Below are 25,082 nucleotides of genomic sequence, written 5' to 3'. Positions count from 1 at the left end.
AAGTAAAATTTTTTTTGTGGTGATTGGTTTTTTTTAACCTTTAAACTTATTGGTTGTTTTTTGCAAGGGGTAGAGTTAATTTAGCGTATTGTTTTATAGCTTCTTCCAGTAAAGTTGAAATACATTTGAATGGGGATTTTTGTCTTAGTAGAAAGGTTTTTAATAGATTTGTAGAGAGCAAAAGGTTTTTTTATCTGTAGAGTGCTACAGATTTTTCAGATTTAAAAATTAAAGAAGAAAATAATAAACTTATAATTTATGAAAAAACTCATTATCTTATTTTGAAATAAGAGGTTCATTTTGTTGAAAGCGTCCGGTTTTTCTGTTTTTTAAACCTGTATTTATCGTTAGCGCTTATCAATTTATATATATTTTTTTACATACGTAACAACAATTCACCCCTGCCTCATGAGACAGGGGTGAAAAGGAATTTTTATGTATTTTGTTTATTATCAATTCAATGTCATATTGAATCCCGCACCTACACCCCAGTGACCTCCAGAAGTTGTTGCGGATATGTTAGAGCGGTATTTTCCATTTTCTGAGGTGTAACCTGCACCAAAGGCAAATGCAGACTGACTACGCCATAAACCAGTACCAAATCCAACGCTTAATTTTCCAGGTGTATCATTGTAGCGTAAGTTAGACACTGCAAGACCAATAGCTGCTGCTTGTCTTGCCTCTTTTTTCACACTCTCAATACTATAGTTTAAAACATCAAACTTCATATCTGTATATTGCTTAGCCCGATCAACAGCATCATCAATCGCATCAATCACAATATTATTAACCCGTTGATCTGTATACTGCTTGGATTCATCAAGAATAATCTTCATCTGTTCTTTAGTATAATCATGAAGTTGACCACCATTTACAGCCTCTTTCGAGCCTTTTTCAATTTTACCATCAGCTACATTATCAATCAGAACAGGTTCACTGGCATCCCCCCCCGCTAATGTGATTTTATTGGTTTTTTTGCCGTTTTCATCTCTATCATAACGAACAGCATCCTCTTCAATGCCGTCAACTCTATTATTGATGTTATCAACTTTGGCATCAATATTGATAACTGTATCACCAATATCAGCAATCGTATTGGAAATGGTATCAACTCTGTTGGTAAGATGCTTCACATCTTTTTCGACACCAGTGACACGTTCATTGGTTTCCCAAAGTTGCCCACCATTGACGGCATCTTTCGAGCCTTTTTCAACTTTACCATCAGCTACATTGATAATTTTATTCGGCTTTCCATCGCGACCAGCATCATAGGCTTTTTCTTTATCATTCCACTTTAAAGCATCTGAATCGACCTTGTTGATGACATCATCAATACGGTTATTAATATTTGACATATTTTTATTGACGTCACCAAAAGCATCAGCGACATTATGATGCTCTGTCTCAACAGTCGTACCATCAGCATTGACTTGAACAATCTTAAAAGTAGGATCTGTCCATTTGCCATTCTCATATTTGGCACCGCCACCGAAATAATTTGCAAGTTGGTTATTCATGGAATAAAGTTGGTTGCCCGTAATGGCATCTGTTGAACCTTGAGCAATCTCACCATCTAAAAGATACTTCAATTTGCTGTTTGTTTTCTTACCATCTTTTTCATGACGTGCCACAAATGCTTCTTCCTCATCATCCCACAGTAAAGCATCTTTAGAGAAATCTTCAATTTTCTGGTTAAACTCATTGGATACATTCGTTAAGCGTTGATTCACATCTTGAACATTTTTATCAAGACCTGTTAAAGCATCACCAACATTGTAAAAATTAGCCTTCCCTACTTCACCACCTACAATAGCGGATAAAGTATATTTCAGCCCTTCAAAAGCACCGTTAATGAACTTTGCACCACCACCAAAAAACTTTGCAATATCTGCTGATATTTTATTAATCTGACTACCATTGATTGCATCGTTGGAATTTTCAGAAATGCTACCATCTTTTACGTTATGAAGAGCAACTGGTCCGTTGTTCTTATCGCCGCCCAAAGTTACACTACCATAATTAACACTATTATCGTCATTCTTATCATAGAGAACCGCAGCAGCAGTTACTGTCTCAATATCTTTAGAAATCTTATCTATGCTTTTATCAAGTTGGTCTTTGTTAACAGCTTCATCACCATTTTCTGCCTCCCGCACGCCAGAAATTTTACGTCCTGAACCACCAACACCTGCAATATTGATCTCAGTACCAGCGGTATCCTTACCAATAGTAATAATACCTGATGCACCTCCATCTTGCTTAACAAGACTATTTTTTACCACATCGGAAATCTTATTATCAATATTTGTGATAGAAGTATTAACACCTGTAAACGCTTCCGTAACATTATGATAGGTCTTCCCCTGAATAAGGAAAGCTGGTTCTACACCATTCAGTACATCTGTACTACCCCCAAAATATTTCGATGTATTTTGAGCGACTGTTTTAAGATTATCAGTAACAGTTGTAACCTTCTCATTCGTAGCAAAAAGTTGTGAACCATTTACTGCTTCAGTAGATGTTCGAGAAAGTTCTCCATCTTTTACACCGGAAAGTGTTCTTTCTTGCTTATCTTTATTTACAAGGCTGATTTCAGTACCACCGGTTGCTTTACCCACAGTAATAAGACCATCTTCTCCCTCCTGCTTTACAAGGCTATTTTCTGTTACATTGTTAATCTGATTATAGATATCCGTAATAGAACTATCGACACCTTCAAAAGCATCAGCAACATTCGTATACCTATTCTCAACAATATTACCATCAGGATCGTTACGAGAAACTTTGAATACAGGCCCCGTCCATTCTCCATTCTCATATTTAGCACCACCGCCAAAATAATTCGCAATCTTATCGCCCATCTTATAAAGTTGAGAACCATTTATTGCATCTGTTGAATCTCCTGAAATATCGCCATCCGCAAGGAACTTAATCTTACTATCTGTCTTCTGTCCATCTTTTTCATGAAGTGCAACAAATGCACTCTCAGAACTGCTCCACAATAAAGCATCTTTAGAGAGACCCTGAATTTCCTCAGTAAAATTATTGACTACATGTGTTAAACGACTATTCACATTTTTGACATTCGCATCAAGCCCAGTCAAAGCATCACCAACATTTTCAAAGGTTTTCTGTTCTACCTTACCATCTGCAGAAACGGTAGATAAATTATACTGTGGTCCAACAAACACACCATTTTCAAATGAAGTACCACCACCAAAGAATTTTGCAATATCTCCAGAGATTGTATTAATTTGACTACCATTTACAGCTTCCATGGAGTCTTTGGAAATTTCACCATTTTTTACACCTGCAATGGTTCGCTCTCCCTCAGTACCTGTAATATCAATTTTCGTACCGCCTTTTTCAGCACCAATAGTGATAAGCTTCTGATCTTCTTTCCATTTAACAAGACTATTTTCTGTTACATTATTAATCTGACTATAAATATCTGTGATAGAAGTATCAACAGCAGCGAAAGCATCCGTTACATTGTCGTGTTTTGTATTCTGAACCATAAAAGTTGGTTTGATACCATTAAGTATATCTGTCTCCTCACCACCAAAAAAATCCACTATATTAGTAATATAATTAAACAGTTGATGGCCATTTATTGCTTCTGTTGAATCGGAACTGACTTTTCCAACTGCAACGCCAGAAATAATTCGATCCTTGCCTTCAGAGTTCGCAATATTGATTTCGATACCTTCTTTTTCAGCACCAATGGTAATATTTTTTTTACTTTTACTCCATTTAACAAGACTATTGTCTTCTATCTCAAACTTCATTTTATATAATTGTGAAAGATTAACAGCATCATGCTCATTGCTACCATCTGCGACTCCTGTAATTTTTGTATTGGCGGCATGAATACCACCCTTGGTCATTCTTGGGCCATCTTTGATCATGAAACCGGCATTACTCATTCTGCTGTCCCCTGTTTCTACACGACCAACTTTAATATATTCGCTTAAATCAAACTTTACTTCATTGTTATCACCTTTGGTAATTTTTATATTTGTGTTCTCACTCTCATTATTATCATCGTCTTTATGCTTAACTGCAACAAACTTTACTGTACTTCCTGCTTCAACATCTGTAGCTTCTTCATCTTCAACAGCAAGTTTCCAGCCCGTTTCCATCCCCGCTGTAAAGTCTTTCAGCTGTTTATAATTTACTGCATCAGTATCATCAGTACCAGCTTTCACTTTTGTAATCTTTTTGCCACCAGCATCAATACCTTTCATAGTTATGCTTGGACCACCATCAACAAACTTAAAGCCATCGTTGCTCATAATGCTGTTGCCTGTCGTGACACTCGTGAGCTTAAGAGTATCATTCAAAGAAAATGTAACTTTATTACTGTCTTTTGCAATTTTTATATTTTTGCTACCATCTTCATTTTCACCAGCAACAAAATCTACTGTACTCCCAGCTTTAACATCTGTAGCATTGTTACCATCAACAGAAAGTTTCCAGCCATTTTCTGCAAGTGTCCTTACCTCTTTCAGCTGTTCATAATTTACAGCATCAGTATTGCCTTCTGCCTTAGCTACTCCTGTAATTTTTTTATCACCAGCATTAATACCATTCAAAGTTATGCTTGGTCCATTACCATCAATAAACTTAAAGCCCTCATCACTCATAATGCTGTTGCCTGTCGTGACACTCGTAAGCTTAAGGTTATCATTCAAAGAAAATGTAACTTTATTACTGTCTTTTGCAATCTTTATATTTTTGCTTCCGTCCTCACCCGCATCCGCAACAAGATCTACTGTACTCCCAGCTTTAACATCTGTAGCATTGTTCCCATCAACAGAAAGTTTCCAGCCTGCTTCAGCAAGTGTTCTTACCTCCGTCAACTGCTTATAATTTACAGCATCAGTATCTTCTTCCCCTGCCGCTACCCCTTTAATCGTTTTATTACCAGCATGAATGCCATTAACAGTTATGCTCGGCCCCTCATCACCGTCAAATCTAAAGCCAGCAGCATCCATAATGCTGTCTCCTGCTGTGACAGTCATTACCTGAATATCATCAGCTAGATCAAATGTGACATTGTGATCATTATCTTTTTCGATCTTGATATTTTTTGTACCTTTATTGTCAACTGACTGAAAATTTACTGTACCATTTGGACCAATAGCCGTAGCATTTCCACCGTTAACAGCAAGCTGCCAACTCGTTTTGTTCGCGTTTTTCACCTCTTGCAACTGTTTATAATTCACTGCATCGTTAGGTTCAGACCCATCTGCTACGTTTGTGATCTTTTGCTTGGCTGCATCAATACCATCAATAGTCATGCTTGGACCATCATTACCATTAATAAAAAAGCCGTCTACAGTCATGCGTGAACCGCTTTCACCGTTAACAAAAAAGCCATCATCACTCATCGTGCTTTGGCCTGTGGTGACTTGCGTCAATTTAAGATGATCATTTAAAGTAAATTCAATTTTATGCTTATTATCTGCAGTGTTTTTTGCAATCTTTAAGTTGTCTTTTCCCGCTTCTTTTTCACTTTTCACTGAAAAATCTACAGTATTGCCTGAATTCACATCTGTCGGATCGGTATCGTTAGCAGAAAGTTTCCACCCCCCTCCCCCTGCTATGATATCTTTCATAGCTTTTAGTTGCGCCACGTTTACCGCATCAGTATCTTCACTTCCAGCTGCAACCCCTGTAATTTGTCGTGTTAGCGTACCATTACCACGACCGCCAACTTCACCAACGCTAAAAGCGCCTGTGGTGCTCTTCCATGCTATACTGGTTTTTGTTGTCCCTTTACCTGTTACAGGATCATAACCAGCAACATTCTTGTCTCTATCAGAGATAGCCCCACCACCTACAGCAACACCATCTCTAACAAGCACTTGCGAATTTACACCAATGGCAACCGAATCTTCTTTTTCAGCATAAGCTTGCGTACCTATAGCAATCGCATTTTCAGCATTCGCGATTACTTTTCTGTTAGGATCATTTTCTTCGGTTCTGTCAGAGCGCCTGCCCCCTATTGCAATAGCACCTGAAGCTTTAGCTTCAGCATCTGTACCTATAGCAATCGTATAACTCTTTTCTGCCTTTACCTTTGTACCTAAAGCAATGCTATTTGTACCTAATGCAGTTGCAAGCCCTCCAATAGAAACTGAAGATTTGCCCGATGCTTCTGAGCCTACACCCATAGCAACACTTGCTATACCACTTGCAAGTGCGGAAACACCAAAAGCTTGTGCACCCCCTGCCTTTGCTGTCGCACCTGCACCAAATACGGTTGAATAATTACCCGTCGCTGCAGATCCACAACCCGTTGCAAAAGAATAAACACCATAAGCCTCAGGCATAGCATTAATGATACCACTAGTGTTTGTTCCCATATAAGTAGCATTGTTGGTTAGAATCCCAGCGCCTTGCCAAGTAACCTTTTCAGTGGTCGTGCCGTAAGGACTACGACCTCCAAAAACTTTCTCACCAATAAATCTCTCATATTGTTGCTCTGCGGTTATTCGTTGACTATCAGCAATTCCTTGTTGTTGTTTGCCGCCACGACCAATAACATTGTCTGCACCACAGTAGTCATCATCACCAGCAAAAACAACACTCCCATGACTACCGTGTGGATATACAACACCAGTACCAGGTGTACTTTGACTCGTCCCTCCTACTATCGCAAGATTCGCCGCAAAAACAGGAGAAACACTCGATAAGAGTGTGGCCATTACCGTACTAAGAGAGACAACTTTAATTAAATTTGGTGTGGAATATTTTTTTTTCATAAGAATCTCCTCCTACAGAGTTCAACATCATCACAACGCGCGAAAACACACATGGCAAAACCCTTAGTTTGCGCACTTCAAAAACCAATAAATCAAGACAAAACTCCCCCCTACGATACCGATACTTATCCGGCATCGACCTAAAATCTCTGCAACAACATCGAATCTAGAAAAGTCCCCAACCCTTTTAGCTAGAGGGATTCAAGCTAAAAAATAAATAAAAACACAAAACTTTGAAAATATACTGTTATCTCCATTCAAAAATACTGCGATTTATCTCTTAACAAAAATAGTTTCACTAAAGAGCAATTCTACTTTTCAAATAAAGCGCATCAGAAGAATGGCAAGAGTGTAAAAATTATTTTTTATAAATTTATAAAAATACTTCTCAATAAATTAGCTGTTCTTATAAGCACAAATTTATGATTTTTTAACTTATAGCATAATGTAATAATGACGATTATCATGATAATCTCACTTTTTGTTGCGAGGTAAACTGTTTCAATATATTATACATCTCTTTGAAAGAAATCTGTCTTAAATATAATGATGCACGCTCTGTAAAAAGTTTTAACGTGCTCATCTTATCATCTTCATAAAAAGACAAAAGCGCATCTATAAATAGTCTTTCGTTCTTCTCTCTTATATATCTGTTACCCTTCTATAGGAACAAAACATCGTCATTGTATTTTCACTGTTGTATAAATTTTTTAATATCACAAACCGAAAAGAAGCTGTTTTCTAAACTCTTTCCTCTCACAGAACCCACTGTATTTTCACTATTGTCCGTATCTTTTCTTCAACCAACAAATATTTCAGGAATGGCACTATATTAGATTCTTTTTGAAGAAATTTTGTTTGTATCACTACTCGTCATTCTTTTTATGAACCATTTTATCTTTAATCAGAGAAATATATTGATTTATAATGATAGTTTCTCGTTTTTCAGATCGAATAAGAGACTCGAAAATCGTGAGATTTTCACATTCCAAACTTGGTTATACAGCAGAAAATCAAAAAAGTTTTATTTTTTTAAAGGCTGTTCATTCGTATCTTATGAAATTCTAGATGTGCTTTTCAGTTTCGATTTTACGCTTTAAATGTAATTTTAAAAGTGGCAAAGTGGCTTCGACTTCTTCTATATCATTGAGGTTTTGAATAAGCTCTTGCAATCTTCCATAAAGCTCTGCTGCTAATTCCGCAACATCTTCAGGAGAAAGTGTTATTTTTGCATCATGATAGGTCGTATAAACTAAATGTCCCAGCTTTTTCATCAGCCCAGTAGGAATCGCCTGCGGTTTAAAACCAGCTGCTTTCGCCTTTGCCACATCTGAAAACATCTCGCCATTTCCCGTTACTAGCCAATCTAATGAAACACCACAAATTTCTTGATATTTGGAGAGCGCAGAGGCTGTAGGCTCACTTATACCAGTTTCATAAGTTCCTATAGAGCCAGCAGTGATACCAAGATGTTCAGCAAACTGCTTACGCTCTGTAAAACCAAGAGCGTGACGCACTTTACGAAAACGTTTTGCCAACTCAGTTTTAGGTTTTGCTTCCGGACGAGCCAAAAAAAACACTCCAAAATCAATATAATTGTTGACTAAATAATTATATTGATTTACATCTATCATTACTGCCCCTTAAGAAGAGCAGTTATCACATACATAACCCCACAAAAACGGATGTTACAGCATCCATTCAAGCAGGAGCGAAAATTATGACAATTACAAAAATGCAATCGCCGTGGTATTTTTCTGAGCTGCGCCCCTGTAATATAACCTTGGAAAAACTCAAGCCTATCAGAGGCTATTTTCCAGAGTCAAAAACATTTGGACACAGGCCAATGAAAAAACTAAATGCGCCACTGCCAACTCTATCAGTTTGCATGCCAAGCCAATTCTTGCCAACTGCTTTCTCAAAAGTTGCAGTCATATTCTTTCAAAAGCAAAAAGCCTAATACGATTCTCTTCATTTCATGCTGTGTAATATACCACTGAAATCTTATTACAAAAATATGCTAATGCATTTCCCATAGGTTTTTATAAGGTAAAAAGTTTATCAATGTCTAAAAATCAATATAAAATAGGCAAAATAATTGGTATTCTACAAAAAATGAGATTATCACTCGTTATTAAAAAGTTAGACGTTTACAAACCCTGTTTGCTTATTTTATATATTAATAGCACTGATTTAGCTGTAACTGGCAATAGAGATTTCAGGGTGTTTGGTTTATCGTCAGAATACTCTTCCTCTACGCATATTAAAAGCCTTTTGGCAATGTATTTTAAATGCTATAAATTCTATAGTAAACACATTGCCATCCATATTTACAATTGGGCGCTTCAAAATCTTGGAGTAATAAAATCTTTAATAGGCTTTGATTTAAAAGCGCGTATTTTGCAGAAAATTGACAAAACCATGAGGTTCGTATACATGGCAATTTTAAGTGATGATAGTGGAGTGATACTTAAAAAAGCTGCATGGAAACCCGCAACGTTGAGGAATTAAGCATGACCTCTTTATGCGATAAAGAATTATCTGATACACTGGTTGGTCTTTATGACGACTATCAACGCGGTTTCGACATTGGAGAAGAACTTAAACTGTGCGTGGATTTGGCGTTATCTCTTGAATTGGAACTCAGTATTCACCGTTTAAGTGAAACAGATGCTGTTTTAAAAAAAGAGATTGTGCAAACCTTGCATCGTCGTAGAAATACTCATTCCAATGAAGATGAAATTGATACAATTTTTCATATGGATTTTGAAAAACAAAAATAATACAATACTCTCCCCATATGATACGATATTACCTCATCGCTTTACTTTCTGCTACGCTTAGACAAAAAACTTTCAAGAAGATTTAAAGTGTTACGTTTTCGTCTTCTTAACAACAGTGAGATGAATTAAAGAAACGCATCAATTCTTTTAGATCATTATCAAAAAATAGAGAGTATTCTCTAGCATACATCAATTTATGCTTTGTTCATTAAGCACCAACTTTTACATTTTCTCAACTCTCCTTTAAAAGCAAAATGTGAAATGTACTGCAGCGTAAATATTTATAAAATAGCGTATGTTGTCCACACTTAAATGTAATTTATTGTTTTTCATGTTTATAAAACAGCACTATGAGTATTCCAACAAACGCAACAATGCTTTGAAAAAAATATATCGATTGAGGTGATATGCTACTGTTATCGCTTGCCATAATGAGATAGACTCCGAGGATCAAGCATCCAGAGATACCATTAAAACTTGCCTGCAATCTTCCTTGGTATTCAGGATCACAAGAGAGTTGTGATAAAGAAATCGAAAGAGCCCAACTCGAAAGTCCAAATCCAATCATAAAGTAAACAGGAAAAACAACAAAATTGTGTGTATTAACAGATAGAATAGCAAGGCCAATAGCCATAAAAGCTAATAAAATGGCTAATGTTTTCCTGATAGATAAAACTTTACAAAGAAGTGGTGAAAAAAACGCACCTGTCAATACACCCATAGAATAAAGCACCTCAAATATTGCAAAGGTCCTGTTATCCGCATGTAAAACCTCTTGTATATAAGGAACGAGAATAACAGGAATGGTCATCAAAAGAGTCATAATAATCATCTGGCTTATATAAGGTACAACAAGAGCTGGATTCTGTTTAAAATAATGAAGGGATGCTGTATAATTTTCCCACCAATTTTGCTGGTTTTGTTTTTTAGATCTTCGGTTTTTAGGTACCTTCATTGCAAAATTAAATAAACCAGCAATGATAAAGAATATACCACCTATTAGAAGAGTTCCTTTTGTTCCTGCATAGGACAGTATAAATCCACTTAAGCCCATACCTACGATAGTGCCAAGTTCATAAACCATATCGATGGTTGCATTTGCATTGATGAGCTGTTCCTTCAGCACAATACTTTGAATTAAAGAAATAGCTGATGGCATATAAAAAGGGATAAAAATACCCAAAAGAGCAGATAAGACCATCAATTCAATTTCTATACCAAAATGCCAAAGCATTACCCAGCTTACAATTACCAAACCTCTCACAAGATTTGAAATAATAATCTGCGTTTTACGATTATATTTATCTGCCAATATGCCAAAAATAGGCGCGAAAATAATGCCAGGCGTCCAAAGAAAAAGCATCATCAACGCTACACCACGGATTGAGCCCGTCTGATTGTAAGCGAGCCATGACAATGTAATATAATTTAGTCCACTTCCAAATGTAGCAAATAAGCCGCTCAAAGTAAAATAGAGAAAAGTTCTATTTTCAAATAAAGCAATGCGTTCCTTCAAATTTGAAGTGAACATAAATTATCCTCTAAAATGAATACCAGTCGATATGCATGATACATCCTGTTTAAAAACAGGCATTCTTACAATTTTTATTTTAGATCATTAAATTTAAGAAAGCAAAATTTCTTTTTTGAGGCTTTTACAATCTTTGTGCTGTTTTATGATTAATTCTTCTATGAAAACGGAACATTTATGGACAAAAACAAAATTAATATTTTATGTGCGTTTTATTCAGAAGCTACACCTTTATACATATGTGAAACAATTTTACGGTATGGAAGCTTCACTCACATTATTGTCCTTATTATTCTGTGCACTAAAATATGCTCGAGTATATTCCTCCATGTCGTTCTTCTATCACCACACTTCGTCTCTAAAAGAATAAACATACTATTATCCTCACAATAAATATTGCTAATTTTTCTACTCCCCTTCTCTAAATCTTTTAAAACAAGCCCATTACAGTTAGTTTTCTAATTAAAATATATAACGTGATATTTTTCCTGAGCAGTTAAATTATTGCAATCACATCTCTAAAGTTTCAGATTTAGAGTAAGAATACATAAAGGAGGATTTATCGTGGATAAATTGATTAATAAATGATTTTATTCATAATCAAAAAAACTTATCTATATGATGTCGTATTTGATGATGAATTAAAGAAACAGGAGTAGTTCCATCAATTGTTATAAACCGCTCATCTATTTCCGATAAAACGCGGTAAATGAAAATAAAATGTAATATGAGGTCTTGGAATAGATTGATTTAATTTAACGACACTTTCAACAGAAAGCTCTTGAGCATAAAAATAAGCAAGACTAGAATAAACATATCGATCGCTAATTAATAAATTTTGCGATGACGTTAAGGAAGGTTCAATAATTTCAAGCGTATATTTGCGTCTATCTGTCGCTGATAAGAGTGCTAAAAGCAACGGATCAATTGCTTTTCCATTATCTAAGTAATCTCTAATTTCTGGATTATTTCTATACCAATAACTGGGTTGAGAAGTTCTTATTATATGTTTTTCTGTTGAGTAATGGCGAGCAATTTCTTTGAAGACCACATGGAGTTATAAACTTTTTTATCAAGATACATTTTGTCTATATACTTTCCATAAGTTAAATTGTTTTATATCTGAAATCTCTTAATGTTTAATAAGGTGTTTTTTAACTCGTCTCTAAACAGAAAAACACAATACTCCCGCATTTTGTATAACTTATTAACTTTATGATAAATGGCGGTATATAGACTTAGTTTTAAGATAAGGTTATATTTTAGACAACTTAAAATGAGATTAAGTATTTGTAAAAAATATATTTTTTGATCACACTCCATAACCTGCCATTTTTTAACGAATTCTAGTAGAGTTTCTGAGGATTACTCCTATAGCGTCGTGTAAATGTATAGAAATGAGTTCGATCTCAGTATATTATTGTCCCTTAAGAGCTGGTACTGGATTGCACTACATAGAAATCTAATGAAATCAACTCTATCTTTTCTCAAACCACTGCCCTCGCTATAAGCATTTGATATTCAATTCCGTCAAAAAGCAGCAGAGCAATTCTTGGAAAACATCGCTGAGATATTGAAATATGCCTTGCAAAAGCGTTTAAATCAAATGTTTCACTATATTTTTCGGTATATTCATAAACTGAAATTAAGAATATTATAATAAGACCTCAAACAACGACGACGCCCAAATCAGCCGTAATAAAGCCTCCTAAAACTGAACCAATAATACCTCTCTATCAGACAGACTACCATGTAAAGGTTTTAATACAATACCTTAGCGCTAATGCCATAAATGTTTCTGATAGATAACGAAGTTTATTGTCACAACAACATCTAACAACGGTCAATAGAAAAACCTAAACCTTGAGTATAAATGGAGGAAATCTTAAGAGTGCAAACACAGCCCTCCCAAGAACATAGCTATACTGGTCATTTAGCGAAGAAACTCCTCATTGGAAAAGCACCTCACAAGAGATACAGTAAAAATACCAACCGCCTCCGCTCTCAGTTTCTCCAAAATTAGCTATCCCTATGATAAACGTTATCGTTCAAATCTGTATCATGCTTCTATCGAAAAAACTTGACATGCCTAACAACACATATATTAGCTTTTTGTAAAAATGTATAATGTATAGCATGTGTATTTAACATGGGGGGATAATGTGCACAAACAACTGATGTTTCGGTTTTATGGGCTTGTTGTCCTGCTGTATCTTTCTGATATGGTTTTATTTTTAAGTAATCTTTGGAATGCTTATCGCATAACATCCTCATCGGTTTTCCTGGGCGTAACCATGGCTTTGGGCACCCTTATGCCCTATCTTTTGAAAAAAAGCGGTCTTGTGCGCATTAAAGCCTCACTGCGGTTGGTCGATTTATACAAAAGGCGGATCATTATCTATAGCCTTCTTTTATTGATTGCTCTTTTCCATTACGCTGATTCCCCCTTTGGTTTTATCGCTGTCTCTATCTCTATCGGCTATCTCTCTTTGATTACCTTAAGCACACTCGAGACTTATAATACTAAACTAGCACTTAGTGGTTATATTAGCGCCCAAAAGGCTTCCCGCATTATGCAAACAGTGGTGCAAATTGGCGCATTTTTGGGAGCAGCACTAAGTGGTTATCTCTTAGAAGCGACCAGCCCTCGAGGGGCAGCGGCTGAAATCGGTTATAATGGTTTGATTGTGACACTTTGTGTGTTTGACATCATTATAAGCCTTATAGCCGGATATATTATATTTTGCGATGAATACAACGCTACAGATACCACAGCACTTGCAACTGGTAAGAAGCCAGCACCTACACCGCAAGCGGATGGACTCTCCCGTGAGCTTAAACTTTTATGCGTCTGCATAGGACTTATTGGCTTTCATATTTGCGCTTATAATACGCTGGCAACCATTCTTTTTCAGAGTGTGAAAAATTTTGGCTCTGAATACTATGGGCTTTGCAGTGCGGTTGCGGGCATGGGCGCTTTTTTGGCTGCTTTTATCAAAATCCCTCGTTTTGAATTTATTCTCCCAGCCCTTATATTGAGCGTAGCTGATCTTATTTTTAGCACCACACAATCGCCCTATTTGGCTGTGGTCTTTTGCTTTTTTATTGGCTTTTCAATGAATACCATGCGAATTAATGCCCGCAAACATACGATTGAAGCGACCAAAACAGAGGCTCAAGCAGAGCTGGTGGGAAGCTATAGCGGCATGCTTTATACTCTCTCCCAGTCGGCAGGTTATGTCATTCTTGGTCTTCTTACAAGCTCTGCCCTTATGGGTCCTCAAGCAGCTGTTTATCTTCTGCCCCTTATAGGGCTAATAATCTTTATTTATGTTCTTTTCCTTTTATCACAGCGGAACAAAGTATGAGAAAACCTATTCTTATTGTCGACCCTTTCTCCACGGGTGCCCTCTATGGCCCTGCTTTGCAAAAATTAGGCTATGCTTGTTATGGTGTTGTCTCTCAAGCAGCTCCTTTTTCACACTTTATGCTTTCTTATCAGGGAAAGGGCATGGCAGAAGCGAAGCTTCATAGTGTAGATGAGATAAAGAAACGCTTTCCTATCGGCACGATAGAGGCTGTAATAGCGGGTGCCGAAAGAGGTATCTATTGTGCAGAGCAATTGGCGGCTTATTATGGTTGTCTTGGGAATAACCCCTTGACTACCGATTGGCGACGGAAAAAAGCAGCGATGCAAAAACGTCTTTGTGAAAATGGTTTATCTTACATCCGATCAAAAATTCTTACAAAAAACGATTGTACTCTCGATGGTTTTGAAAGCCACAGCGGCTATGTGGTAAAGCCAAATGATTCTGCAGGGAGTGATGGTGTTTTGTTTTTCTCTAATCTTGAGGAAGTAGTAACGTGGGCCTCTGAAATCGACTGGAAGAAAAAAAATATTTTTGGCGCACCTAACGAGGCCTATTTGCTTCAAGAAAGATTGGAGGGAGAGGAATACATCGTCGATGCCGTTGTAAAGGGAGAGGCTATAAAAATATGTAGTTTGTCACGATATAAAAAAGGTATTCATAATGGAAGTACTTTTGTTTATGAAACGCTTGATGTACTTGATTCTCAAGATCCCTCTTATGCCCCTCTTATCTCTTATGCAAAACAATGCATTCGCGCGCTGGGGATTGAATATGGACCTGCGCATATGGAAATCATGCAAACAGCTCGTGGTCCAGTGATGATCGAAGTAGGAGCCCGCCTCCACGGAGGAATTGCACCCACCTTGTTCGCGCATTGCTATGAAGATGGTTTACTTGAAAGCTCCGTTAACCTTATTGCAGGCGTGTTTTCGCAAACCCCAAGTCGCTTTAAGAAAAAAGGGCGTATTATCTTCCTTATCAACGAGATCGACGGTCATATTATAAAAGATGTTAACGTATGGCGGCAAAAGCTTCATTCTTGGGAAAATATGGTTCATTTTACGCTTTTTTTTAAAGAAAACGAGCCCCTCCCCCTAACCATCGATTTAAATACCTGCCCAGCTATTATAGCAATTTGGGGACACAATGATGATGAATTATCAGCTTTGGAGAGGATCATTCGTAGCAATTTCCTATAAAATACAGCAAGGGGAGAAAAACATGGATTCAGAAGCGCAATCAATTGAAAATATAGACAAATATTAAAAATGGAAGCAAGTCATTTTTAAAGAATTCAATGCAACCATGAATAACACAATTAGGCCTTTTCTGCCTATTCGGTGTAAATGGATACTCAAAAAATATGCTTAGATTTGGGTTCTACAACAAGCTGACCTCAAAAAATATAATGGAAGATCTGATAACTTATTGCGATAATTATAAAAGTTTTGGAAAGAACACATCTTTTGTTGCATTCGAGAAACCGACCCCATACAAAGTATCGAAGTTTATAGAGAAAAATTCTGGTCTACACTTAAAAATTTGCGAGATTTTGACAACCGAGAATGACCTAAGTATATACAAAAAATATGTACAATCGTCTATGGGAGTTCTGCTTTCATGGCGAACCTATGTTTATAGTTTGCAATATCCCGTCTCATATAAACAGAATTAAGTAAGTTCTATATTTATGTTAACTTTCCAACTTAAGTGTTTTTTCTAAGTCTTCTCTCTACAGAACAAAATGTATTCTCGTTGTAGGAAAAAGGCCTGAACCTTTTGATATTATCACAAAATCTCCTTTTTTAAGAAAATATAGCAAACTCCAAAATAGAGAATGGACGCAATATTTTCTGCAAGGCAACACTATTGAATCCCTACCTTGCTCATATCATCTAATGAAACACGATAATGACTAAGTTTTCTAAAATTAAATTAAATAAAAATATTTATGATATATTAAAAATGATACTGCCAAAACAAGGCTCGATAGAGATTCAAAGGGATTTTCCAAAAAATACATAGAATGCAGTGTGTATGTATAAAACTTCTCAGGATGATCGTGTTAATAGCAATGTTTAGGGAAGCCTTTTGGGGAAAGATTTTACAGCAATTATGAGTATCTCTAGAATGAAAAGCGCTGACTTTTAGAACAGAGAGAAACATTGATTATAACAGTTTATTAGGCTAAACGCAGAATATTTATCCTAATAATGGATGGTTAAATTATAACGGGATAGTTTTTTGATAATCATAAAGAAAAAGGTATAGAGCGTGTTTCTTTTAGTTAAGGAAGAGTATTGCTCATTTTTTTTCTAAAAGTAAGCAAATTCAAAGATAATTTTTTGTTCTTATAGTGGTGAGAAAATAATTGTCGAAGTCAGTGAAGGGGAGATTCCAATAGATTGTTACAAAGTTTAATAAAAGTTGGAATACTTAAAAATTCTTTAGTTTCTATTATGATTTAAGAATACCAGGTTAGGATATGGAGAATTCAAGAGCTCAAAACTTTGTGATAATATTGGTTTAGAATTACATCTTGTTCATTCAGACGAGATGAGCCAATTATTATATGTCACAGAGACATATGGGTGGAAAATTTAAAAAAAGCTTATCCAGAATCTGACTTAAAGGTTATTGGAACTTTAGTAGTAAGATTGGCTTGGTCTCACGTTGCTCAAAAATTAGCAACCAATCTTGTTGTGACTAGACTAAATTTGGAAGATCTGCTCACTGAGCGTTTTTATAATATTATGAAATGATAAAAATATTAATATCTCTTCTTGTCTCGGACATGAAGCCGGTGCTATTTGTATTTATTATCCGTTGCACCATTGTCCGAAATATATTTTAAGTGGTTGTCACTTGAAATATGCCTTGGAAAATTATTTGGCAAGAGAGCGTACCTATATGTATTGGAAAGTAATTTCCTATTATTTGTCTCAATCTATGGGTACAACGCTGCCAAGTATAGAATTCATGCTGACAGATGACTTTCAAAAAATAAGTGCCTATAACGCATTTGAACTAAACTTTTATGAAAAACTGGAATTTAGTACCGAACCATATTCGACAATGGAGAAAATCATAAAATGGCTTGAGTCTCTGTTTAAGAGGGGGGAGGCTATTGCGTAATTCTGTTTTTCTTATGATTGTGATTGGTTGTTTGACGAGTTTTTGTGCTAGTGGTGTATTATCTATCGGCCTTTCTTTATTACAATTCCAAGATACAACTGGAGAAGCATCTGCTGCTTTAAATGTCGTTAATTTAATCGCAATTGGAATTGCTGGCTTATGTTTGGGAAACGTGTTGGTGCACTATCAAGGCTTTATAATTGGGTTTTATAGCCAAATTATTTGCGCTTGTTTATTGTCTTTCTTATTATTTATGAACAATCCGGTACTTATTTTATTTGTATTTTTTTTACTTGCTCTCTTGATGGGGGCTGATAACCCAAATAACAATAGTGCCTTGAATCAGCTGGTTCCAGCTCCCAAACAAAAAGCTGGAATTTTTGCATTTTACACTAGTTGCTGTCAGTTTTTTGTTATTATATCCCCATTGCTTATATATTTTATAATTGCGCATTTGGGGCACAAAATAGCCATAGCCTTTATTGTATTTATCTATCTTTTGAATGCCTGCTTATGGTTTCGTATAAAGTCTATACAACAACTAAACAGAGCAAAAGAGCTATTAAAAAAGCCATCTCAAAAAGCTTATGGAGTTGGGTTCAGGTGCCTTTGGCGGATTTCTGCGTTGCGTTTTTTAACGATTAATCGTATTTTGAATAATTCTCTCTATACGGGGCCTATTGTTTTATTGCCACTTGTTCTTGCTTCTATAACATCAGATAATATAAAATTTACAGCTATTCAAAATTCTATTTTTGCTTTGTCAGCACTGGGTTTTGTGATCAATGGTCTTATCTCATCTTATTATTTACGGAAATTTCCATCTTTAATTCGTTTTTTTGTATGGGGGGCACCGGCTTTTGCCGTGATCGCAATCTCTTTTGTTTTATATTTAAATTTTACTCAATATTCCCTTTATATTATGGGATTTTTATTAGGTATTGGGCAATTTTATTTTAGGGTATCGGGAATAACAATTGGACAAGCTATCACACCTAGTGAAAATTTAGCCGAGGTGATTTTGGCAGGCGATGCCAGTGTACGCATCATAACAGCTTTATTCTCTATTGTACTTTTATATGCAGGAAAATTTTTTTCATTTTCTATATTATACGTCCTGTGTGTATTTATAGGCTTTTGCGCACCTTTATTTATTTTACAGGGGCTATCCATTTACCTAAAAGGCCTTAGCCATAAAAAAGCGTTGCATGAATGATATTCAATTATTACGCCAACCTTTATTCTGATTATAGTAATAGATAAATATTCATGATATTAATTTTAAATGAGCACATTGCACAAGAAAAACTGAAGTTTTTGTTACCTCTGGTGTAGATAAAACGAATTTAGCCCGTTAATAAACGAAATTGCAAATAGCTCTATGATCACCATTGATTCTAAAGCTTTAAGTTGGTGATAATGGTAAAAATCATTCAATAATATTCGAAAAAATATTTTATGCTGCATCAGATAATCTAAAGAGGGAAAGGAGATAAAAATTATAAAACTTATGGAAATCCAACACAAATTTTTAGGGACACATAATGACAAACAAAAGCTATGCTTGAATGATCTCTTGGCTTCATCGGTTGAGTGACGGTGCATTTCTCCATTATGGTCGATTGATAGAGTTTTCCTGTTAAGTTTGAGCATACTGAACGTAACCACATGGTCAAGATTCCTCCTTCCAATGTGGCCAACTTTGATCATAAAGTAGATTCTCACCTGATGAAAATTGATTGCAGAAATGCAGCTTCGTGAATAAACAAGAAAAAAAAGTAAACATACGACCCATCAACTATTGGACAAGACATTGATTTATAATGATAATATATCGTTATTCATATTGAATTAAAGACCCGAATATCGTAAGATTTCCTCATTTCAAATCTATGTATGTTGAATCAATTAAAATCACTTGTTTACACACCACAAGCAAGACTAGCATGTAGGTAAAAAACTATTAAGAAAAGACTAAAAATACCTCTCATGAATCGTCTTAAGTACTAAGGGCTGTCGCAACATCCACGAGCTGGCAAAATGTGTGATGGTGCCGGCTTGCTCTTTCATAAACTTAAAGATGGCACTGCTCAATAGCTTTATCGTTATACCATTCACGGACATCGCCGTAAAATGGGCCTGGGTGCTCTTTGAGAGATGTTTCTTTTAAAAAACCGTGAATTGGCAAACCAATGGCGTTCTGTTTTACGTGAGGGGTGTTCCCTCATTCAAGAACGCAATAAAAAAAGCATGAATCAATGCATAATCTTCATTATTTAAAATATATTACTTGAGATCTTTAAAAGTCGTAAAGCAGAATTAAAAGGAGATGGGAAGTGTTTTCTATCCTTAAAACTTCATATTCTCTCTAAATTAGGCTATCTGCTCGTTTTAGAAATTACCCAAAGAGATATATAACATATTTGCTCCTATTTGGCATACAAAATCTGAAACAGCAGAGAAAGCACTCATCCGCCTTAATCCTTGTCTAAAACATGCTGCGGCATTAGATGTAGATGTTTATTTACAAGCAATAACAAAAGCGCAGACTTTGTTAGGGAAACAACGCCATAAAACACAAAACTTTCCAGAAATGGATTGGAGAGCCATCAGTCAAAGCTCCTTGTGCTCATTTTTGGAGATCGCACTCAAAAACAGTATCAGACAATGGTTACCAACTGGTTAAAAACGGTGTTCTCGCAATTCGTAAAACCAAATGATAAATATCACTGCCCTACATCAGCCGCTATAAAATACAAACAATTTAAAATTGAATTTACAGCAGAAAAAATGCTGTTTGTGTCCTGTAGAAATGCCAAAAACAGCGAAAACCGGAACACTTAAAGATGAAAATCTGAAAAAACAACTCTGTAGGTAGCCTTACAAGCACTGGACAAGATCAATGTCCCCATGGGAGAAATACAATAAAAAACAAAATTTGACTAACAAGTCCAAACAAACTTTCAATCTCTCGGAAGATCCAATTTCCTTGTCTCAAAAAATATTATAAACCCTTCTTTACCCTTCACGCAGTTGTAGAGCCCGCTCGTTAACAATGCTATACTATTAGATAGACACGAACTGCCCTGTTCACAAGCGATTGATGTTTCTTGTCTAAAGATTCCGCACTTCCTGTTTCCAAGTACAAATCTTTTCAGAAAAGAAGCAATAAAAGAAAAATTAAAGAGTTTTTATAGAGATCCGATCAACAAAAAATATCAAAAAATTTCGTACATTCTAGGATTTAAAGGTTATGTGATAAAATCTATATAAAGGTTTGTTTATCATCAATGGCGGAGAGAGAGGGATTCGAACCCTCGATATGGTTTCCCATATACACGCGTTCCAGGCGTGCGCCTTCAACCACTCGGCCACCTCTCCAGAAGTTCGCACTATACCCAGAAAGAAATAACGTGCAAGTCTAAACTATACATTCAAAACCCAAAAAACAAATTCATTTATTAAAGTAAGAGCTTTTATCTGTTGAATAACAAGCACATCCCTTCTTTTTAAGAAAAAACTTTTTTCGTGGATAGGTTTGTAGAATACAATAATGAGAATAAAAAGATTGTCACCAGTTATAAACTTTCATGCTCATTTACGCACTTTCTGCTTCACAAAAAAATACTTCTCTTAAAATTGGCATACAGTCCATAGTTTTACACAACCAAATAATTAAAATCACTTACTTATACGTCATAGGAAGGGATGGTATGTGGGGGAAGAACATTTTAAGAGAGGATAAGCGGCTCTTATGCATTTTCTTAAATAGCACGAATTTTTGCAACATTGAGAGCTGTAAAATAGTGTGATGGTATCAGTTTTCTCTTTCATAGGATTACATAATAAGCCCTATTCTAAATCCTCTATTCAATTTCACACTTCTATATTTAGTTGATACTAAAGAAAATAAAATTCAGAAAAAACTTTGCATTTTTAATTTAATATGTATGAATATATTTTATTTTCTAAAATGAAAAAATAGTCTCATTTTGATCAAATACAAAATCATAAAAATGCAAACCTGTTTTCATTTTTACCATATATTTTTAAATTCAGCGTTACAGTTTTCAAAATATCTAAAGTAGTCTCCATTATTTAAAAAAAATTACGTATTACTTCATACTTTTGATTATCGCATTCTTTAAGTGGGATATGGTCTCATAACAAAACAGAATACTCTAAAAATATATTTTCTTTCTCATCCACACGTTTGTTAAAAAACATCTCTTAAAGCTTGTCACATCTACCTCATACGGTGTCTATGAGTGGTATAAAATCTATTGGATAGCATCATCTTTTCTTAAATAAAAAGGAAAAGCCAAGTACGATCACGCTATTTATCCCCTAATGTTGCAACATCCCCTGCTATTTAAGAGAATGCATAAAAGGCATTTATTCTTTCCTAAAGTGTTTTTATCCATACATTACTCCTCCTTGTAATGTATAAAAGAATAATTTTATTAATTTAATATAGAGAAATTTAAAACGAAAAAACCTTACGATATTTAGAGTTCTCATTATGTAAAACGATAAATTACCATTATAAATTAATATGTTGTTAATAATCGTCTTAAAGGATAATGTTTTACAGCACTAAAGATCTGATTACTCTGCAAAATGAGCTCGTTCTTTTCCCTTAATGTTCTTTATCACCTTATATCCTTGCTTAGAGCACGTACAGCTCGTGCAGTTTCACATTGTAATGCTTTTTGTGCTAAAATTTTCATATCTTCAAAACTATGAGTCTGTAAACACGCCTTTACTGGAGAAATATCGCAAGATATCATAGAAAGCTCATGAATTCCCAATCCAGTCAAAATCATTGCACCAAAAGGATCTCCAGCCATACCACCACATACACTAACCCAACACTTATGTTGTGCAGCTCCCTGAATAGTCTGATAAATCATACGCAAAACTGCTGGATCAAGGCTATCAGCTTCAGACACAAGGTACGGACTTTGCCGATCAACAGCCATTGTATACTGTGTTAGGTCATTGGTTCCAATTGAAAAAAAATCAACATGGGCGCTTAATACATCTGCCATAATGGCCGCTGCTGGAACTTCGATCATAATACCAAGTTTTAATTTTGGTGCATCAACATCGTTGCGGATTTCCTCTGCAATCTTTTTTATAGCGACAATCTCTGAAACAGACATGACCATCGGAAACACAATCCATAGATCTCCACCCTCTTTTGCCGCTCGATATAAAGCACGTAATTGAGGCACCAAAAGATCACGTCGACGTAACAAAAGCCGCGTTCCTCGAACACCTAAAAAAGGATTGTCCTCTTTAGATAAATGTAAATGCGTAACCTGTTTATCTCCACCAATATCAAGTGCACGAATAATTAATGGCTTATCTCCTACAGCTGTAATCATCGCCCGATATATATTAAATTGTAGCTCTTCATCCGGAATATATGGATTCTCTAAAAACAAAAATTCCGTGCGCATGAGTCCAACACCTTCAGCCCCTAAATCAAGCGCAACAGGAACCTGATTTGCGTAGTTGACATTAGCCATGATACGAATTCTTTGACCATCTGTCGTTTGCGCTGGTAATCTACATGCATTTATTTCACTGACACGTTTTTGCGCAACAGTATCAATATGCCTTTGAGCATCTTCAACGTCTTCAAGCGTAGGATTAAGGTAAATAAACCCATTATCGCCATCAATAATAGCCTGAATATCAGACTGAATTGCTAAAATATCATCACCTGCAGCAACAACCATTGGAATACCAAGAGTACGCGCCAAAATAGCTGTATGAGATAATGGACCTCCCCATGCTGTTGCTAATCCTTTTACCCTTGTACAATCAAGTTGTGCTACATCAGAAGGAGAAAGGTCATTTGTAACCAGAATTACACCATGTGGAATATCATTTAAAAAGAACGATCTATAGGATGGATTGATTTCACCTAAAACACGTCGACCAACATCAACTAAATTAACAGCACGTGCTGCTAACAAAGGATTATCTACCTTAAAAAACATATCTGAAAATTGACGAACCGCTCTATCCCAAGACCAAGCGACACCATGACCTTCCGCTATAAAACGACAAGCTTGAGCTATTAAATTTTCATCTTCAAGCAAAACCATTTGCGCAGAAAAAATCGCAGCAGAATCTGCTCCCATACGCACTGTAATATCAGAAATCACAGATGCCATTTTATGTTTTGTTTTTGTAAGAGCATTTTCAAGACATGCTGCACCAGCTGCAAAATCAATTGGCTGATCTATTATGGAAATATCATTTTGCCTTAAAACAAAAATCTTACCAAATGCTAATCCTGAACTCGCTCCAACACCAGAAATGCCTTTTTGCATAGAGCGTGGATACCAACCATGAAAAGCCTTTGTTTGAGATTCCATTGCTCTCATCAGACATTTTTCACTAATACTCACTTTTTTTGCAATAGCAATGGCATCATTGAGAAGTTGTGCTCCTTCTGCAGCATCTGTAGAAAAAATCAGAACATCACCGTTTTTTACTCCTAATTGCAATAAACCAACCAAATTTTTCATTTCAACGGTATATTGACCATGGCGAACTCTGATGGAACTTTGAGCCTTTTTCGCAAAATCAACCCAAAGAGAAGCTGGTCGTGCATGAAGACCACTTGGATAATCTAAAGTCCATTCCTGACACACAGAAAGGTCACCAATAAAAGTTTTTTCTATCTTCATATTTTGGTCAAACAAAGTTGTAACAATTTGTTGTTTGTCCATAGTTGTTGCAAGTACTTCAAGCTGTTTTTTATCAAATAAAAGAGACGTCAATTTTTTACAAATTTCTCTATAGCGATCTGGACACGCTGCAATGGCAATAACCAAATATGCTTTCTTGCCATCCTGCCACTCAACACCAGCAGGAACCTGTATAACAGCAACAGCATCCTTGATAATTAAATCACGATTTTCAGCCATACCATGAGGAATGGCTATACCATTTCCAAGCCAAGTATTGGTTGTTTCTTCACGTGCAAGCATGCTTGCCAGATAACACTTATCAACTGCACCAACCTGCATAAGCAATTCAGCAGCAGCATAAATTGCATCATTTTTATGATCAAAAGCAGCTGCAAGTTGTACAGATCTTATAGACAAGATTTCACCATCAGCAAAATCTACATTCATTGCTTCTGCTTTCTCATATCTCATCATGAATTCAAATTGCCTCACATTTGAACACCAATATCTCTGATACATTCCTTTTCAAAGCTGCATTTCCCAAAATACAAGCTATAAATACCACCACAGCTCTCTTTATATTTTACAGAATATAGCTAAGTGAGGTGCTTAAATACCTCAATATAACCGATAAAACAATTAGATATTATTATCCACCTAAGTGCTTAAAACCATCATAAACAAGTCTGCCTCTTACTCTTTTACTTTACAAAGACAAAACCCCGTTTTTTACAGCACCAATCACCTGAAAAACTATGCTTTCAAAATGCTCTTATTATCCT

13 protein-coding genes, 1 tRNA gene and 2 pseudogenes are annotated in these 25,082 nt (G+C 35.8%); 10 read left to right on the top strand and 6 right to left on the bottom strand.

Going from position 1 to position 25,082, the window contains the following annotated elements; genetic code table 11:
* Positions 1-452: 452 nt before the first annotated feature.
* Both ACFIMP_RS02410 and ACFIMP_RS02405 read right to left on the bottom strand, forming a co-directional pair.
* Positions 453-6,770, bottom strand: coding sequence for a Vomp family autotransporter (locus tag ACFIMP_RS02410; protein ID WP_375685955.1), 6,318 nt, complete (start codon positions 6,768-6,770; stop codon positions 453-455).
* A 1,064-nt stretch (positions 6,771-7,834) separates the two neighbouring features.
* Entirely contained in the window at positions 7,835-8,341 is a 507-nt protein-coding gene (locus ACFIMP_RS02405) for a helix-turn-helix domain-containing protein (RefSeq protein ID WP_375610047.1), read from the bottom strand.
* A 149-nt stretch (positions 8,342-8,490) separates the two neighbouring features.
* Between ACFIMP_RS02405 and ACFIMP_RS02400 the strand changes: the two genes are divergently transcribed.
* The 3 genes from ACFIMP_RS02400 to ACFIMP_RS02390 all read left to right on the top strand — a co-directional run bounded on the left by ACFIMP_RS02400 (position 8,491) and on the right by ACFIMP_RS02390 (position 9,553).
* The gene (locus ACFIMP_RS02400) at positions 8,491-8,730 is read left to right on the top strand and encodes a hypothetical protein (protein ID WP_375612875.1); all 240 of its coding nucleotides are present in this window, start codon (positions 8,491-8,493) and stop codon (positions 8,728-8,730) included.
* A gap of 104 nt (positions 8,731-8,834) precedes the next feature.
* Positions 8,835-9,281: a hypothetical protein gene (locus ACFIMP_RS02395; RefSeq protein WP_375612874.1), complete on the top strand. Its 447-nt coding sequence runs from the start codon at positions 8,835-8,837 to the stop codon at positions 9,279-9,281.
* Positions 9,282-9,283: 2 nt separating this feature from the next.
* Positions 9,284-9,553 (top strand): hypothetical protein, encoded by a 270-nt coding sequence (locus tag ACFIMP_RS02390; RefSeq protein WP_012754562.1) that lies wholly within the window; start codon positions 9,284-9,286, stop codon positions 9,551-9,553.
* Positions 9,554-9,872: 319 nt separating this feature from the next.
* On the opposite strand, the gene ACFIMP_RS02385 is transcribed toward ACFIMP_RS02390, so the two are convergent.
* Together ACFIMP_RS02385 and ACFIMP_RS02380 are read right to left on the bottom strand one after the other, a co-directional pair.
* Positions 9,873-11,084: an MFS transporter gene (locus ACFIMP_RS02385; protein ID WP_375629578.1), complete on the bottom strand. Its 1,212-nt coding sequence runs from the start codon at positions 11,082-11,084 to the stop codon at positions 9,873-9,875.
* A gap of 682 nt (positions 11,085-11,766) precedes the next feature.
* Complete coding sequence (locus tag ACFIMP_RS02380; protein ID WP_375685954.1) at positions 11,767-12,135, bottom strand: dTMP kinase; 369 nt, start codon at positions 12,133-12,135, stop codon at positions 11,767-11,769.
* A 1,126-nt stretch (positions 12,136-13,261) separates the two neighbouring features.
* Between ACFIMP_RS02380 and ACFIMP_RS02375 the strand changes: the two genes are divergently transcribed.
* The 7 genes and pseudogenes from ACFIMP_RS02375 to ACFIMP_RS02345 form a co-directional block, all read left to right on the top strand.
* Positions 13,262-14,452, top strand: coding sequence for an MFS transporter (locus ACFIMP_RS02375; protein ID WP_375629323.1), 1,191 nt, complete (start codon positions 13,262-13,264; stop codon positions 14,450-14,452).
* Entirely contained in the window at positions 14,449-15,654 is a 1,206-nt protein-coding gene (locus tag ACFIMP_RS02370) for an ATP-grasp domain-containing protein (RefSeq protein ID WP_375685953.1), read from the top strand. The genes ACFIMP_RS02375 and ACFIMP_RS02370 overlap by 4 nt, the downstream gene beginning before the upstream one ends.
* 164 nt (positions 15,655-15,818) lie before the next feature.
* Positions 15,819-15,890 (top strand): annotated as a pseudogene (locus ACFIMP_RS02365) (YqcI/YcgG family protein); the annotation flags it as partial.
* A gap of 154 nt (positions 15,891-16,044) precedes the next feature.
* Positions 16,045-16,134, top strand: a complete 90-nt coding sequence (locus tag ACFIMP_RS02360; RefSeq protein ID WP_375612870.1) for a YqcI/YcgG family protein — start codon at positions 16,045-16,047, stop codon at positions 16,132-16,134.
* 912 nt (positions 16,135-17,046) lie between these two features.
* The gene (locus tag ACFIMP_RS02355; RefSeq protein WP_375612867.1) at positions 17,047-17,217 is read left to right on the top strand and encodes a hypothetical protein; all 171 of its coding nucleotides are present in this window, start codon (positions 17,047-17,049) and stop codon (positions 17,215-17,217) included.
* 365 nt (positions 17,218-17,582) lie between these two features.
* Positions 17,583-18,806 (top strand): MFS transporter, encoded by a 1,224-nt coding sequence (locus ACFIMP_RS02350; protein ID WP_375685952.1) that lies wholly within the window; start codon positions 17,583-17,585, stop codon positions 18,804-18,806.
* 824 nt (positions 18,807-19,630) lie between these two features.
* A pseudogene (locus ACFIMP_RS02345) lies at positions 19,631-20,201 on the top strand (integrase); the annotation flags it as partial.
* 680 nt (positions 20,202-20,881) lie between these two features.
* Here ACFIMP_RS02345 and ACFIMP_RS02340 read toward each other — a convergent pair.
* Positions 20,882-20,971, bottom strand: a tRNA-Ser gene (locus ACFIMP_RS02340).
* A 1,271-nt stretch (positions 20,972-22,242) separates the two neighbouring features.
* A complete protein-coding gene (ptsP, locus tag ACFIMP_RS02335) occupies positions 22,243-24,774 on the bottom strand; it encodes a phosphoenolpyruvate--protein phosphotransferase (RefSeq protein WP_375685951.1) in 2,532 nt (843 codons plus the stop codon).
* Positions 24,775-25,082 lie beyond the last annotated feature (308 nt).

The sequence above is a fragment of the Bartonella sp. AP65SXKL genome (assembly GCF_042195725.1).
Lineage (GTDB): Bacteria > Pseudomonadota > Alphaproteobacteria > Rhizobiales > Rhizobiaceae > Bartonella.
This window is presented reverse-complemented; position numbering and strand designations above follow the sequence as displayed.

Coding starts and splice junctions, on each gene's coding strand:
- ACFIMP_RS02395 (WP_375612874.1), top strand. CDS start 8,835: ATGTCTAAAAATCAATATAAAATAGGCAAAATAATTGGTATTCTACAA.
- ACFIMP_RS02390 (WP_012754562.1), top strand. CDS start 9,284: ATGACCTCTTTATGCGATAAAGAATTATCTGATACACTGGTTGGTCTT.
- ACFIMP_RS02410 (WP_375685955.1), bottom strand. CDS start 6,770: ATGAAAAAAAAATATTCCACACCAAATTTAATTAAAGTTGTCTCTCTT.
- ACFIMP_RS02375 (WP_375629323.1), top strand. CDS start 13,262: ATGTTTCGGTTTTATGGGCTTGTTGTCCTGCTGTATCTTTCTGATATG.
- ACFIMP_RS02360 (WP_375612870.1), top strand. CDS start 16,045: ATGTACAATCGTCTATGGGAGTTCTGCTTTCATGGCGAACCTATGTTT.
- ACFIMP_RS02385 (WP_375629578.1), bottom strand. CDS start 11,084: ATGTTCACTTCAAATTTGAAGGAACGCATTGCTTTATTTGAAAATAGA.
- ptsP (WP_375685951.1), bottom strand. CDS start 24,774: ATGATGAGATATGAGAAAGCAGAAGCAATGAATGTAGATTTTGCTGAT.
- ACFIMP_RS02370 (WP_375685953.1), top strand. CDS start 14,449: ATGAGAAAACCTATTCTTATTGTCGACCCTTTCTCCACGGGTGCCCTC.
- ACFIMP_RS02400 (WP_375612875.1), top strand. CDS start 8,491: ATGACAATTACAAAAATGCAATCGCCGTGGTATTTTTCTGAGCTGCGC.